Origin of the sequence: Streptosporangium fragile, assembly GCF_039534445.1 — a bacterium.
Classification (GTDB): domain Bacteria; phylum Actinomycetota; class Actinomycetes; order Streptosporangiales; family Streptosporangiaceae; genus Streptosporangium; species Streptosporangium fragile.
Window position 1 is genome coordinate 52,936 of record NZ_BAAAVI010000022.1, and the last position, 14,580, is coordinate 67,515.

The 14,580-nt window shown below is 68.4% G+C and carries 15 protein-coding genes; 10 read left to right on the plus strand and 5 right to left on the minus strand.

Going from position 1 to position 14,580, the window contains the following annotated elements:
* Positions 1-7: 7 nt before the first annotated feature.
* Complete coding sequence (locus ABD841_RS16745; RefSeq protein WP_344972407.1) at positions 8-445, minus strand: Fur family transcriptional regulator; 438 nt, start codon at positions 443-445, stop codon at positions 8-10.
* Positions 446-731: 286 nt separating this feature from the next.
* On the opposite strand from ABD841_RS16745, the gene ABD841_RS16750 reads away from it, so the two are divergent.
* Positions 732-1,328, plus strand: a complete 597-nt coding sequence (locus ABD841_RS16750; RefSeq protein WP_344972409.1) for a chymotrypsin family serine protease — start codon at positions 732-734, stop codon at positions 1,326-1,328.
* Between the two features lie 817 nt (positions 1,329-2,145).
* Positions 2,146-2,652 (plus strand): transposase, encoded by a 507-nt coding sequence (locus ABD841_RS16755; RefSeq protein ID WP_344972534.1) that lies wholly within the window; start codon positions 2,146-2,148, stop codon positions 2,650-2,652.
* Here ABD841_RS16755 and ABD841_RS16760 read toward each other — a convergent pair.
* Positions 2,640-3,800, minus strand: coding sequence for an FAD-dependent oxidoreductase (locus ABD841_RS16760; RefSeq protein WP_344972411.1), 1,161 nt, complete (start codon positions 3,798-3,800; stop codon positions 2,640-2,642). The two genes, ABD841_RS16755 and ABD841_RS16760, sit on opposite strands and share 13 nt — an antisense overlap.
* A 66-nt stretch (positions 3,801-3,866) precedes the next feature.
* Here ABD841_RS16760 and ABD841_RS16765 point away from each other — a divergent pair, with 66 nt between their 5' ends.
* Positions 3,867-4,559: a TetR/AcrR family transcriptional regulator gene (locus ABD841_RS16765; RefSeq protein WP_344972413.1), complete on the plus strand. Its 693-nt coding sequence runs from the start codon at positions 3,867-3,869 to the stop codon at positions 4,557-4,559.
* 420 nt (positions 4,560-4,979) lie between these two features.
* On the opposite strand, the gene ABD841_RS16770 is transcribed toward ABD841_RS16765, so the two are convergent.
* Complete coding sequence (locus ABD841_RS16770; RefSeq protein ID WP_425581993.1) at positions 4,980-5,279, minus strand: MTH1187 family thiamine-binding protein; 300 nt, start codon at positions 5,277-5,279, stop codon at positions 4,980-4,982.
* Between the two features lie 185 nt (positions 5,280-5,464).
* On the opposite strand from ABD841_RS16770, the gene ABD841_RS16775 reads away from it, so the two are divergent.
* Positions 5,465-6,271, plus strand: a complete 807-nt coding sequence (locus ABD841_RS16775; protein ID WP_344972537.1) for a GNAT family N-acetyltransferase — start codon at positions 5,465-5,467, stop codon at positions 6,269-6,271.
* A 132-nt stretch (positions 6,272-6,403) separates the two neighbouring features.
* Here the strand turns inward: ABD841_RS16775 and ABD841_RS16780 are convergent, their stop codons facing one another.
* On the minus strand, positions 6,404-7,141 hold the full coding sequence (locus tag ABD841_RS16780) for an MOSC domain-containing protein (protein WP_344972415.1): 738 nt from the start codon (positions 7,139-7,141) through the stop codon (positions 6,404-6,406).
* A gap of 38 nt (positions 7,142-7,179) precedes the next feature.
* Here ABD841_RS16780 and ABD841_RS16785 point away from each other — a divergent pair, with 38 nt between their 5' ends.
* The 6 genes from ABD841_RS16785 (at position 7,180) to ABD841_RS16810 (ending at position 13,580) form a co-directional block, all read left to right on the plus strand.
* On the plus strand, positions 7,180-7,872 hold the full coding sequence (locus ABD841_RS16785; RefSeq protein ID WP_344972539.1) for an endonuclease V: 693 nt from the start codon (positions 7,180-7,182) through the stop codon (positions 7,870-7,872).
* Positions 7,869-8,858, plus strand: coding sequence for an ankyrin repeat domain-containing protein (locus tag ABD841_RS16790; protein ID WP_344972417.1), 990 nt, complete (start codon positions 7,869-7,871; stop codon positions 8,856-8,858). Before ABD841_RS16785 ends, ABD841_RS16790 begins: the two co-directional genes overlap by 4 nt.
* A gap of 36 nt (positions 8,859-8,894) precedes the next feature.
* The gene (locus ABD841_RS16795; RefSeq protein WP_344972419.1) at positions 8,895-9,419 is read left to right on the plus strand and encodes a hypothetical protein; all 525 of its coding nucleotides are present in this window, start codon (positions 8,895-8,897) and stop codon (positions 9,417-9,419) included.
* 255 nt (positions 9,420-9,674) lie between these two features.
* Positions 9,675-10,958, plus strand: coding sequence for an AAA family ATPase (locus ABD841_RS16800; RefSeq protein ID WP_344972421.1), 1,284 nt, complete (start codon positions 9,675-9,677; stop codon positions 10,956-10,958).
* Positions 10,948-11,907: a hypothetical protein gene (locus ABD841_RS16805; RefSeq protein WP_344972423.1), complete on the plus strand. Its 960-nt coding sequence runs from the start codon at positions 10,948-10,950 to the stop codon at positions 11,905-11,907. Before ABD841_RS16800 ends, ABD841_RS16805 begins: the two co-directional genes overlap by 11 nt.
* 8 nt (positions 11,908-11,915) lie before the next feature.
* Entirely contained in the window at positions 11,916-13,580 is a 1,665-nt protein-coding gene (locus ABD841_RS16810) for a DUF262 domain-containing protein (protein WP_344972540.1), read from the plus strand.
* A gap of 141 nt (positions 13,581-13,721) precedes the next feature.
* On the opposite strand, the gene ABD841_RS16815 is transcribed toward ABD841_RS16810, so the two are convergent.
* Positions 13,722-14,579 carry a protein kinase gene (locus ABD841_RS16815; RefSeq protein WP_344972425.1) on the minus strand — a complete coding sequence of 286 codons (858 nt, stop codon included), beginning with the start codon at positions 14,577-14,579 and terminating at the stop codon, positions 13,722-13,724.
* Position 14,580: the final 1 nt, after the last annotated feature.

The following is a 14,580-nucleotide window of genomic DNA, read 5'->3' on the forward strand; positions in this document are numbered from 1 at the left end:
ACGGTGCTCAGGAACTGCGGGCGGTGGAACAGCCGGGGCACAGGCCCCAGTAGATGACCTCGGCCTCGTCGATCGAGAAGCCGTGGTCGTCGGACGCGGTCAGGCAGGGCGCCTCGCCGACCGCGCAGTCGACGTCGGCGACGACACCGCACGACCGGCACACGGCGTGGTGGTGGTTGTCCCCGACGCGTCCCTCGAACCGGGCCGGGCTGCCGGCCGGTTCGATGCGGCGTATGAGACCCGCCGCGGTGAGCGCGTGGAGGGCCTCGTACACGGCTTGAAGGGAGATGTGGCCCACGCGATCGCGCACCCCGGAGGCGATCGCCTCGACGTCGAGGTGGTCACCGTCCCGGACGGTTTCAAGCAGCGCGACGCGGGCGGCCGTCACCCGCAGTCCGGCACCGCGCAGCTCCTCGGCGGTGGTCGGAGTCCTGGGTGAGATCATGGCGCCAAACCTACCGGTATAAACACGAACGATACAAGATAGTGAACGGTCCAAGTTTTGCGCCGCGCCAGGCGGCGTCCGTCCCGTCGCGGCGTGACGGTCTGGGGGCGCGTCACGATCGGGCCGTCCCGGTGGCGGAACGAGTACGCGCACGTGAGATCGACAACGGAGAGGGCCCGCGGGTTCCGCTCCGCCAGGAGGGTGTGCCGCTTCGACGGGCAAAGACGACGCCGAAGCGCCAGCAGGCCCGACGGAGGAGTACAACTTCAGCCCGCAGGTCCCCGATGTGGTCAACAGCTACAGCCGGCTGTCGACCATCGCGAGCGAGACTTTGACGCTGGACGCCAGCCAGGTGCCCGGTATCGGTGGCGTCGTCGAAACACGTCCGTGGCCCGGACGGAACCAGGTCCTCCTTACCGCGAACGCCGTGACCCCAGAGCCGCGATTGGCCTTGGCGCAGCGCTACGGTACGAACACCGTGACCATCCGGCTGAACCCAGACGCCGCACACGGCCAGGCTCATGGCACGCGAGACGCCGACAATGATGGCCACATCAACGGCGGAAGCTCATTCAACACCTCGAAGAGCCGCGTATGCACCACGGGATTCGCCTGGGCGCATACCGACGGCAGGCGCATGGTGACGGCCGGTCACTGTTTTCCCGACCTCGCCGACGGTGAATTCCAATACGTGGTCAGAGACGGGAGAAATATCGGAGTTGCCGTGGCCGGCAACTGGGTGACGGGCACGGGATCCGCGAAGCTCCCCGGCCGGACGAAGACTCGCGGGAATATCGCACTGATAGCGTGCTCCGACACCGCGGTCAAGCCCACGGCGTCAATATTCGTCGGGGGGTCGAACCGGCTGAAAAGCGCCCTGTAAGGCGCAGCTGGGGTCGCCGCTCGGTGCCGGGCGACCTCTTGTGCATGGGAGGAAGGACCACTGGCCAGTCATGCAACTGGAAGGTCGGAGAAGTCAACAAGCCAATGAAGCCACACGATCCCGGCTCCGGTGCCTTCGGAGGCCATCTCCCGCATGGGGTCTCAGCGACATGGTCCGGCGGCCGCGCGGAACCGGGCGACTCCGGCGGTCCGGTCGACACTGTCGAGAAGGTCCAAGTCGGGACGGACGTAAAGGCATACGTGACCGCCAAGGGAATCATCAATGGCGGGAGCGGCTTTCTCGGCTATCGCACGTTACGCTTCACTGATATTCATGACGCCCGCCAGGCCTTCGGCGGCGACGTTATGAAACGCCAATAAGAGCAGGCTATTTTCCATGACCGTTTCCCTCGTCAGCAGACTGTCCCCAGTCCTCCTTACGGGATTGACGACCCTGGCCTTGACGGCCTGTAGCGGACTCCAGTGGCAGGACATCAATACGGCGACGCTGTCAGAAGACGAGCGGACACTGACCGTGGAATTGGTTCTCGCATCACCGGGAGACGACGACTCGCAATGCGAGAGGATCACGGACACCGAAGTAAGTGAATCCCCTTCACAAGTGATCATCGGGATCCAGGTAGGCAACAGTTGCCCACGCCCGGGGAAAGCCACCCTCGCCGTAGGGTATGTGCGTTTCGTGAAACTCAAATTAAGGCAACCGCTTAGCGGGCGAACCGTCTTGGACAACACGCGCCATCGACGCGTCGAGATCAACCGATCGCCCGGCGGTTCGTAAGCCGTGGCGGACCCGGCGTCTGGACCGACAAGGTAGGCACCCGACACCAGGTCCGCCATCAGCCGCTCTCACCTGCGGCCATCGCAGCGGGAAATCAGTCGTCTTCACCGGTGGCGGGGCCCGGAGTGCGGCGGTGCAGCGGCTGCGGTTCTTGCTGTCGGAGTCGCGGTGGGACCACGAGAGGGTCAATGCCCGGCGCGTTGAGCTGCCGTGTGCCGATCCGGCGACCGCGCCGCACGCGGGCGGGGCGCTGGTGGTCGATGACACCGGGGACCGCAAGGACGGCACCGCCACCGCGCACACCGCCCATCAGTATCCGGACTCGGTCGGGAAGATCGAGAACGGGATCGTGGCGGTGACCACCCGGTGGGCCGACGAACGGGTCTACTGTCTTCTCCGAACTATCGCAGCCTCGTGGCGGGCGGTGGATCTGCCGGAAGGAACCGCGGCGGTGCCGTGCCGCCCCGTGAAGCCGTGGCGAGCTGCTGGCGCTGGTGCTCCCGCGCCTGGCAGTCAGGATGGCTGAACTTCGTCGAAGAGGGCGAGGGCTTCGGTGGGGTCCGGGCTCACGAGGCGTTCCAGACCGGCCGTCGTGATCTTCGCCCACCTGCCGGCCCGCGCCCACATCTGTTCCTCGAAGGCGCGGACGGCCTCGTCCAGATCGCCAGGGCCGGGGGCGGCGGCGACGGACTCGGCGAGTTCGGCGCCTTCCAGCATCGCGAGGTTCGCGCCCACCCCCAATGGGGGCATCAGGTGGGCGGCGTCGCCCAGTAGCGTCACCCCGGGGACGTGGGCCCAGGTGTGGGACACGGGCATGACGTAGAGGGGGCGGTGGACGAAAGCGGTGCCGTGGCGGAGGAGGTCGAGGAGGGGAGCGGCCCAGCCGTCGAACAGAGCCAGCAGGCTTGATCGCACGGCCTCGACGTCGGCCGGGTCCAGGCCCGCGCGCCGGTTCAGGCCCATATGCCGGTCCAGGTTCGTGTGCCAGTCCAGCGGCGCGCGGAACTGGGCGTACACCTTGACGTGGCCGCCGCTGTTGCGCTGGGCGACGAGGGCGCGGTTCACGCCGTACACAGCCATGGAACCGTCGCCGATCAGGCGGGCGAGGTCGGGGTGGCGGGTGTCGACGTCGTCCAGGGAGGTCTCGACCAAGGTGACGCCGGTGTAGTGCGGCGTCGCGGACGAGACTGCCGGGCGGACCCGGGACCAGGCGCCGTCCGCGCCGACCACGAGGTCGAACGTCTCCTGTCGCCCGTCCGCGAAACGGACCAGCACGCCATCCCGGGTCCCCGGCACCACCTCCGTCACGCCCCGCCCCCACCGAACGTCCAAGGGGCCGAGCAGCAGGTCACGGAGTTGCCCCCGGTCGATCTCGGGATTGGCCCGGTCACCCGGACGGGGTTGCCAGTCGCGGAGGACGGTCCCGTCCGCGTCCAGGATGCGCATGGCCTGCCCCTCGGGACGGGACAGCGCCTGGAACTCCGTCAGCAGCCCCGCCTTGCCCAGCGCGAGCTGGCCCATCCCTTCGTGCAGGTCCAGCGTGCCGCCCGGGGGACGGGCGTCGGGGGCGGGATCGCGTTCGAGGACGGTGACGGGGTGACCGTGGCGGTGCAGGACGCGGGCGAAGGTGAGGCCGGCCGGGCCCCCTCCGACCACAGCGATACGCTGTATCATACGGTGTATCATAGCGACGCACTGTACTTGACGATTGCGACATATCGCAACAGTACGATGGAGCCCATGACTGTATGGGACCGGCCGGAGCCGCAGTTTCGCGCCGCGCCGCTCGGCCGGGAGCGGATCGTCGCCGCCGCCATCGCTCTGGCCGACGAGGGCGGGCTGGAGGCCGTGTCGTTGCGCAAGGTCGCCGCCCAGCTAGACGCCCGTCCGATGCGACTGTACGGATACATCTCCACCAAGGAGGAGCTGTTCGACCTCATGGTCGACGAGGTCCACGCCGAGATCCTCCCCGAGGAGCAGCCCGGGGACTGGCGGGAGGCGCTGCGCGTCCTCGCCCACCGCACCAGGCAGGCCACCCTCCGTCACGAATGGCTGGCCGACCTGCTCGGCGGCCGTCCGGCCCTGGGCCCGAACGCCCTCGCCGTGGCCGAGGCCACGCTGGCCGCCTTCGACGGCCTCGCCGACCTCGAGACCGTCATGCGCGCCGTGGAGACCGTCAGCGCCTACTTCACCGGCGCGATCAGGCGCGAGATCGCGAACCTGCGGGCCGAGCGCGCCACGGGCCTGTCCAAGCGCGACTGGCAGCGCGCCTCCGGCCCGCATGTGATGAGGATGCTGGCCACGGGCCGCTTCCCGGCGCTGGCCAAGGTCGTGCACGACGGCACGGAGGTGGACGCCGAGGCGTCCTTCGCGACCGGCCTGGACTGGGTCCTCGACGCCGTGGCCGCCAGACTCGCCCGGCCGTCGGCGTGACGCTCAGGATTCCCGTGGCACCGCATGACGCCGCCGGACTGCGCGCCCACCCTGCCTGACCGGTTAAAGAACAAGCTCGGGAACGGCGTGTGGGGCCCAGCGGAACCGTGATCGTCCGGACTCTGATTTTCCGCATCCGCTGAAGCTTCTGACGAGCGCCGGCTCTGGGGGGACAAGCCGTATGCGCTCGCTGTCCTGCTTGGACGGGACGATCCGGAGCAGCGGAACGACCTCGCCGGTGTCAGGCAGTCGATAGGTCACCAGGGCGAGATGAGTCAGTTCGAGCAGCTCTTCGATGCGGATTCCGGTGTGGCGCAGCTGGTCGGGCAGACCCCCGCCCGCTGAATTCCAAGCCCTGGTCACAGCCGTCACCGCGGGACGACCCCTCGACCTCTCCACCCCGCCCTGACACACCACCGACTAGGACAGGTGACGCTCGACGGTGGCGACCTTGGACTCCATCCGGCCGCCCGCGCCTTCGCGGATGTCGGCCTTGAGCACCAGGCTGACCCGCCCGGCGCGAGCCTCGACGGCCGCGACGGCGTCCTTGACGACGCCCATCACCTGATCCCAGTCCTCTCCCTCGATCGTGGTGAACATGGCGTCCGTCCGGTTCGGCAGGCCCGAGGCGCGGACCACGCGGACGGCCTCGGCGACCAGTTCGCCGACGTCCTCCCCCGCGCCGACGGGGGTCACGCTGAACGCCACGAGCACCGACATCTTCCGGCCCCTTCCCCTCAAGGTCTCCTGCCGCACCCTAGTTTCCGCCCGGCTCACCGGGCAATCCTGGGCGAGACGGGGTTCGGCGGCGGGTAGGTCGTCTCACCGGAGGTGCGGCAGCCGGAGACCGCCGGAAATCCCGCGGCGATGCCTGAACAGGAATGGTGGAATGATCCGTCGTGAACATGATGAGAAACGTCACCGTTGAACCCGACCTGCCGGCCAGGATGGAGCGGAACCTGGCCGAGCACGCCTGTCACCTGCACCGGCGCATGGCGGGAACCGCCGTCACGGAGACGGACGACCTCCTGGTCGCCGACAGCGGTCTGGACGACGACACCTTCAACATCGTCGCAGCGGCGCGCTTCACCCCGGACACCGCCCCGGAGCGGATCGCGGAGACCGTCCGGAGGGTGGCCGCCGCCGGTCGTTCCTTCTCCTGGTGGGTGGGCCCCGCCTCCACACCGCCGGACCTTGCCTCGCTCCTGACCGGTGCCGGGCTCAAGGCGTCCGAGACCGAGACGGGCATGTGGATGGACCTGAGCGGAGCGCCGCCGAAGCCGCACGTCGACGGACTGGACATCCACGTGGTGACCACCCCCGGGCAGCTTGCCGACTACGCCACGGTCCTGGCGGCGAACTGGGACCCGCCGGCCGCCACCGTGCGCCGCTTCTTCGCCGACGCCGCCGAATGGGCTCTCACCGCCGACTGCCCCGCCCGTTACCTCGTTGGCCACGTGGACGGCCGCCCGGTCTGCTCGGCCGAGGTCTTTCTCCACGCGGGCGTCGCGGGCCTCTACAACATCGCGACGCTCGCCACCGACCGCCGGCGCGGCTACGGCGGCGCCATCACCCTGGCCGCCCTGCACGTGGCACGCGACGAGGGCTATCGGACCGCGGTCCTGCAAGCCTCCTCGGACGGCGAACCCGTCTACCGCCGCCTGGGGTTCGCCGCTTGCGGCCGGTTCACGGAGTACGCCGTCACTCCCTGAAACCGTCCGGTCACGGCGGCGGGGTCAGTCCGCGCCGGGATGGCCGGCCGAGGACGGCCATGCCGAGGCAGCCGGTCGTCCGGGGCGACCGCTCGTGGGCGGTCACGCCGGGCGGCCGGCCCGGGCGGCCGTTCAGGAACGGCGGGACAGGTCGGGGTTCCAGGCGACGGTCGCGCGATCGCCATGGCGCACGGTCCCGGGGCGGGTGACCCGCATGATCACGCCGAACTTGTTCTCGTGCTCGCCGATCAACCACTTCTGCAGCTCGGGCCAGCGCTCCTGCCCGCGCGGGTCCCAGCTGGGCACGGCGCAGCGGATGCAGGGGCCCGTGCGGTCGCCGGTCACCGCGAGCTCGGCCTCGCCGACGGTGATCGTGGTGCCGGGCTCCCAGTCCTCCTCGTCGAAGGCGGGCGCGTCGAGGTCGAGGTGGAGGTTGGGCCGGAACCTGAGCAGGTCGACCGGGGCGCCCAGTTCCTCGCCCAGCGCGGCGAGCGAGGCGGCGACGGTGACGAGCACCGTCGGACCCCGGTCCTGCTGACCGTCGGCGGCGCGCAGGCTCAGCGGGGTACCGAGCGACCCGGCCAGCGCGTCCGCCAGGGCGGGGTCGTCCCACTCCCAGGCGGTGCCGTCCGGCGCGGTCAACGTCGGGGTGCCGCCGTCGCCGTACGCGCTGCTCCAGTGGAGCATCTCCGGCCGCTGCCGCACGGTCAGCACCCTGCCCGCGTGGTTCTCGCGCTCGTCGACGAGCGAGTAGGCCCGGTCGCCGGCCAGTCCCCGCTCGTCGAACCGCCCCTCCCGGAGCTCCTCACCGCGCAGCGACTTCACCGGCCAGCGGATAATCCGCTCAACATTCCCAAAATATGACTTCATACTCTAAAAATAGCGATCATGGATAGGTGACCGTAAGAATGCCCCATACCGCCCTGGAGGCGGAGGCCATCCAGGACGAGCTTAGGCCGCTGCTCGACCTGACCGGTCCCGGCCCCCGCGATCCCGCCCGGGTCGCCGGGGTGGACGTCGCCTACGACGGGGACCGGCTGGCGGCGGCGGTGGTCGTGCTGGACGGGACGACGCTGGAAGTGATCGAGGAGGTCGCCGTCGGCGGGCGGGTGGCCTTCGACTACGTTCCGGGCCTGCTGGCCTTCCGTGAGCTCCCGGCCCTGCTCGACGCCCTCGACCGGCTGGCCGTCGCCCCCGACCTGGTCGTGTGCGACGGGTACGGGCTGGCCCACCCCCGCCGCTTCGGCCTGGCCTGCCACCTCGGCGTGCTGACCGGGCTGCCGACCATCGGCGTCGGCAAGACCGCCTTCGTCGGCACCTACGACGAGCCGGGACCCGCGCGGGGCTCCCGGACCGACCTGCTCCTGGACGGCGACGTCGTCGGCCGCGTGCTGCGCACCCGGGACGGGGTCAAGCCCGTCTTCGTCTCCACCGGCCACCGCGTCGACCTCGACACGGCCTGCCGGAACGTACTGAACCTGACCCCCCGCTACCGCCTCCCGGAGACCACCCGGGCCGCCGACCGGCTCTCGCGGAGGGCGCTGACCGAGAACTGTCGCCCGGACCTGATGAGATCCGCACGGCACGACGAGATGGGATGACCGTGGGCGACAACGAGTGGGTCGAGGATGTCGACGCCTGGCGCGACAGCAACCTGACGGAGATCCGCGAGCTCCTGGCGGGCGGGTTCGACCCGGGCCGGATGCTCCCCTGGTTACGTTCGACGCCCTTACACCAGGCCGCGCAGGAGGGCGCCGTGCAGGTGATCAAGCTGCTGCTGGCGGCCGGCGCGGAGGTGGACGCCGTCGACGCCGACGGCGCCACCCCGCTGTGGGAGGCCGTGCGCCACGGACGCGACGAGGCCGTCAAGCTTCTGCTGGCCGCCGGCGCCGACCCCTGGCGGCCGTGCATCGCCGGCCGCTCCCCCGGCGTCCAGGCGCTCTTCACCGACATGGCGGACCTGTTCGTGGATCTGCCGGGTGCTCCCCGCATCAGCCCCCGGCTCCGCGAACTCCAGGACACGATCGACGCGATGATGTTCTCGTACGAGGACTACAACGAGGGGTTGTGCGTCGCCTTCGTCGGCGGGGTTCCCGAGGAGGAGGTCGTCCGCCGCCTGGGCGCGGCGCCCGAACTGTGCCCGCCGCTGGAGGCGGTCGAGCTGTGGGAGGCGGAGCGGGACGCCCGTATGGAGGTCCTGCGCGTGGGCACCCCGCCGGGCGGCGGGGTCGTGCTCTTCCAGACGGACGGCATCCTGCCGGTGCACGACGGCGTCGGCCGGATGGTCACCTCCGGCGGCGGGGTGCTGGCCGGGGCGTTCCCGTTCGCCAGCCCGTCGGTGGACATCTGGCGGGACGGCGTCGCCATCGCCCGGCCCTCGGTGCACGAGCAGCTCACCGACGGCAGCATGGTCGAGCTGTGGATGTGCCGTTTCGGCGACTGCGGCGCCCACCCCTCCACCGCGACGGAGCGGGCTCTGGCCCTGATGACGCTCCTGACCTCCACCTACATCACGGAAGAGTGGCTGTGGAGCGCTCCGATGAGGCTGGTCCCCGTAACGCTGCGCAGGCCGGACGGGGATGGGTAGAGTCACACGACGATGAGAAAGCACACGATCGCCGCAATGTGGGAAGAGATACCCGACGACGCGGACGACCTCGCCCTGGTCAACGGCGGGTTCCGGGTCTACCTCTGCCTCTGCGGGAAGTCGCTGCCCGACCGTACGGCCGCCGAGCTGCACGCCATGGAGACCGACCAGTGCACCACGTGCCTGGGCACCACCACCGAGGACATCGTGCCCGGCTACTCCCAGAAGTGCACGGCCTGCGCCGGGACCGGCCGGCGCAAGGCCCAACTGACCTGGGAGCTCGCCCACGCCGAGGCCGAGATGGTGATCACCGTCGAGATCGTGCGCGACCTGATCTCCGGCTTCACCGAGCCCTTCCGCCTCTCCCAGGTGGCCGACCTGGTCCGTGACACCCTGCGGCTCCCGGTCGGCCGCCTCCCGGTCGGCCCGCGCGTGCGCGACGTCCTGCGCCAACTGGAGGCGATGGGCGAACTGGTGCTGATCTCCGCCCCGGAGCAGCTCCTGCGCGGCACCACCGTCATGCTCTACCGCGACCCCTACTGGGAGCACGTACGGAACTGACCGGCCTCCTCCGGGCGGACCTCTGTTCTCCCGGCCGCCGCCGGGCCCCGGGAGGCCGCCCGCGCCGGCGGCGTGACAGCCCGCCCGGCCAAGTGTCGGCCGAGCGGCCTGTTCGCAGAGTGACCTGCATCGGGCAACGACCGACGCCGTCCGAACGAACCGATTCGCCATCTCAGAAGAGTCACACCAACGAAACCGTCACCGGATTTTTCTTTAACCCTTCGTTGATCCACGGCTCGAACTACTGTGTCCCGCATGCCGATCGCGCGCTTCTCCGTGGAGAACTACCGATGTTTCCCCAAGCCGCAGGAGGTGGAACTCCGTCCGATCACAGTGGTGCTGGGAAAGAACAACTCCGGCAAGAGTGCGCTCGTGCGAGCCCCTCTGGTGCTGTCCACCGGCATCCGCACAGATTCGCCGCTCCCCTTTGATCTCGACCAGCTCGGTGATACCGTTCCCGCGTTCCCCGATCTGATCTATGGCACACGCCCGCACGGCGCAGTGCGGGTGCGAATGGACTTCGAGAGCGGAGAAACGGGATCCTACGGACTGGACGCCACCGTCCAGAACATCAGCGAATGGCAGACTCAGGTGGTCAGCGAGCTTGCCTTGCGCGCCGGCCCCGAAACCGTCCGGTACGAATGGTTGCACGACGAGGTTCCCTGGGCCGAGGAACGGCCTTACGTGTTCCGAATGGACGGCCACGACGATCTGCGGCACAGATTCCGCTTTCAAGGCCTTCTCCCGACATCTGTCCCTATTTCATCGAAAAGATGGGGTGGCGACCTCTCCAAGGCCGTCGATCGGATTCGGGCCGAGTTCGACCGCATCCGATACCTCGGCCCATACAGACAACGACCGGATCGGCTGTATCGGATTCCGTCCAGAGTCGCGGCCGAGGTAGGGGGAAGCGGCGAGGCGACTCTCGGCATCCTCGCGCACGACGTCGTACGGCAACAGGGCTCACTGATCAAAAAGATCAACGAATACCTGCCCGACAACCTGCCGGGCTGGACACTCGATGTGAGCGACCAGGGCGGGGGAATGCACTCCGTGGTCTTCCGCTCCACCATCGACGACACCCTTCAGATCAACCTCGGTGACGCGGGCACCGGAGTGGCGCAACTCCTGCCGATACTGGTGCAACGCGCTATGGACGCGGTGGCTCCCCCCGCCCACTCCGTCCTGGAGATCATCGAAGAGCCGGAGCTTCACCTCCATCCGTCCGCGCACGCGCTGGTCGCGGACCTTCTGCTCGCCTCAGCCCGGGGGTCGAAGGTCAGATTCCTCGTCGAGACACACAGTGAGACCTTCCTCCTCCGGCTCCGCCGCCGAGTGGCGGAAGGGACGACTTCCCCCGAAGCGATAGCGATCTACTTCGTGGAGCACAGCGGAGGCGCGGCCCAGGCCCGACGGATCGGCATCGACTCGCTCGGCAATCTCGATTACTGGCCGCGCGGCGTTTTCTCCGAGGACTTCGAGGAGACTCGCAAGCTGGCCGCCGCGCAGAAAGGGCGTTTCACGCCCGATGCGCGTTGAACTGGACGGCGAAGTCCTCGGGGCCGACGACCTTTCCGCGGACATCCTGGAGTTCATAAGGCTCTTCACCAGGGGAGTCCACGATTGGGTCATCGATCCGGAAGAGGTCGAAAAGGTCACCGACTACCTCCGCGAACACGCGCCGACTCTGGCACACGCCTATGCCGAGTTCGCGACCAAGGCCAGTGTGGTCAGTCAGGCTTGGAGCGTCACCGACCAGCCGACGGTTTTCGTCTCCCGCGTCACGATCGAGGACGACCTGCATGACCTCCGCCAGTCCGCCGTCCTGATCGTCGAGGACGCCGTCTCGGACAGGTGCTTTCTCCGGGGAGTCGCGCACGTATTCGACGGTGGCGACATCGTGGATGCCATCACGGAACGCAGATTGGAACTCCTGCACGGTGGAGGAAAAGACCGCGCCTGCGCGCAGGCACCCGCCGCGCGGGAACGCTTCAAACGCACTCCTCGTGTCGCTCTCTTCCTTGACAGCGATCGCCTGACTCCCGGCGAGACGACCAAATGCCACAAGCTGGCGGAACAGCTGGAACCTCTGGGAATCGCGGTTCACATCCTGGATTTACGGGAGGCGGAGAACTATGTCCCCAACGAGGTCCTGCGCGGGGCGCTGCGGCCTCGCGAAGCCTCACAGCTACTGGATCAGCTGACCCGGCTCACTCCCGAGCAGCGTGGCCACTTCGACATGAAGCACGGATTTCCCAAACTCAAGGAAGGCGCACCCCGAATTCCCCCAGGACACCAGAACCTGTACGACGGGGTGCCGGACAAGGTGATCGATAAGCTACGGGCAGGCTTCGGGACCAGGTTGACCGAGCTCCTCGAACGCGAAGCCGCGAGCGGGAAGCTCACGGCCAGGCATTTCGAGGACCTCGGCAAGGGGGTCGTCGAGGAGCTGTGCGCGATTCTCACCATGCTCAGGAAGATCATCTAGGGGTGGCAATGCCCGACGACAACGAAGAGATCACCGTACTGCCGGAGATCTACCTCCTGGAGCAGATCCTCAACATGATCGCCGCCGGTGAGCTCCGGGTACCGAAGTTCCAACGGCCCTTCGTCTGGCGGCCCGAGCAGATGCTCAACCTCTTCGACAGCATCGAACGTGGCTATCCCATCGGAAGCCTGCTGATCTGGCAGACCAAACAGCCGCTCGCCAGTCTCGATGAGATCGGCGGACTGAAGATCCCCCCGCATCGGCCGGGCAGCCAGGTGGCCTACATCCTTGACGGTCACCAGCGCCTGTCCACTCTCTTCGGGGGGCTCAAACGCCCCTCGGACGCTCCACGCTCCACCGAGCAGCAAGACTGGATGTGGTGGATCTATCGAGTTCTGGGTGATGGCGACGACAGATCCACCCGTTACCGGCACTGGAAATACGAGGGGCGGGCTCCCCACACCTACCTGCCGATGGGCTCTATTCTCCGGACGATGGACTTCCTCGCCTACGCGCGCGAACTGTCGCGGGCCCAGGTTCCGGGTGGTGACATCACTCCGCTCATCGACGAGGCCGAACAGGTCGCCCAGCGGATCAAGCAGTACAAGATGGCGGCGGTCCGCCTGGTCGGCGGTTCGCTGACCCATGCCGTGGAGGTGTTCTCACGGGTCAACAGCAGCGGCCAGTCGATGACGCCGGATCAGATGGTGACCGCGCTGACCTACGCCACAACCGGTCCGGACAGCCTCGCCGACCGGATGGAGGCCATCCAGGAACGCATCGCGGCCTCGGGCTTCGGCGAGATACCCTCACTCACGATCTTCCGCGCCATCCTCGCCATCTCCGGAGAAGAGGATGTGCAGGACACCCGCTGGGAAGCCCTGGCCAAGCGTGTGGAGGGCGGCCTGCTCGCCGCGGTGGAAGCCACCGACGTCGCCTTGGAGCAGGCGGTTGGCTTCCTCCGGTTCCATGCCGGTGTTCCGCTGGCGCGTCTGGTTCCCTACAACCTGCAGATCATGCTGCTGACCGCCTTCTTCCATTTCTGCCCGGCACCTGACGTACGGCAGCTCACCCTGCTGCGGCGATGGTTCTGGACGACCTCGTGGTCCGGGCACTTCGCCGGCGCCAACACGACCCAGGTCAGGCAGTCACTCCAGGAGATCAAGGACTTCGCCGCCGGGCACGGTACTCTCCGCCTCGGCGACCAACGCGCCCGGCCGTTCCCGCAGCGTTTCGATCTGCGCAGTGCGCGAGTGCGGGCTTTCATCCTGTGGGAGCTCAAAGAGTTCCCCCACCGCGTCAACCTCGACGGGTCCCTTCTCGATCCCAAGGATCTCCTGGCCAAGTCCCATGCCGAGGCTTACAGGCATGTGGTCAACAGGCGTGGTATCGAAGGCACGTCCAGCCCGGCCAATCGATTGATGATGACGACGCCCTCTCGAGTCTCCGTCCGGCAGGCATTGATCGACCTGGATCCGGCAAGGGAGGAGGACGTGTTACGCACCCACGGGATCCCGCGCGAGGCTCTGCGCAGACTCCGCGAGGGGGACGACGCGGGGTTCATCGAAGTCCGCACGGCTGATCTGGCCGCCAGAGAGCGCGAGTTCATGGCCGAGTTGGGGGTCAAGCACGCGGACGAACTCCTGGGGGAAGCCGATATCGACACGGAGTGACCGATCTTCAGCTGTCAGAGGAGCCAAGGCGCGACGGCTGAACGAGGGTGCACCGTTCCTCACCCCCGTAGCGAACCGCATGGCGTCCCCGTATCTCCTCACCGGCCGTCGCCGCCGCACCACGGGAGACCGTCCCGCCGGTCAGGGCTCCAGGCGGGTGAAACTGTCACGGACCCGGGCCGTCGCCGGATGGTCCGGCCCGTACAGGCGGCCGAGGTCGTCGAGCAGGCCGGTGAGCGTGTCCCGGGCGGCTTCGACGTCGCCCGCGCTCTTTTGCAGCTCGCCGATCTGCCTCCGCAGTTCCAGAACTCGCGGGTCGTCCACGGGGTAGGCGCGCTGCTCGTCGGCGAGCAGGTCCCGCATCAGACGGAGTGCCAGGCCGCTGTCGCCGAGAAGTACGTGGCAGGTGGCCTCCTGCATGCGGCACTGGAAGACCCGCTCGTCGTCGGCGTGGTATCGCTTCGCCAGGTCCACGGCGAGCCGGTAGAAGGCGGGGCGGCACGGCGGTGGTCTCCGGCCTCGAAGAGCACGTTGGCGAGCTGTCCCCGCAGGTTGAGCACCTCGGGGTCGTCCGCGCCGAGGACCCGGCTCGCGGGCTCGGCGACGGCGGCGAGCACCTCGGGCGGCCTGGGCTCCGATCGCGGCGGCCCAGCCGACGGAGAGGGGCTCCTGCTCGTTGACGACGTGGTCGAGCGTGACGCCCTCGACGAACTGCATCACCATGAACAGGCGCCGCCCGTGCCGGGGGTCGTCGAACGTCCCCGCGTCGTGAACGGCGGGGGCCCCCGGATGGTCCAACTGCGCCATGACCATCGCCTCGTGGATGAATCTCCGTTCCAGCTCCGGCTCCGGGGCGCGTCCCGGAGACAGGATGAACTTCACGGCGACGCGCCGGTCCAGGCGCTTGTCGTAGCCTCCCCAGACCTCCCCCATGGCTCCCCTGCCGAGGGGCACCTCGTCCAGCTCGTACCGTTCGAGGATGACCGTGCGCTCGGCCACC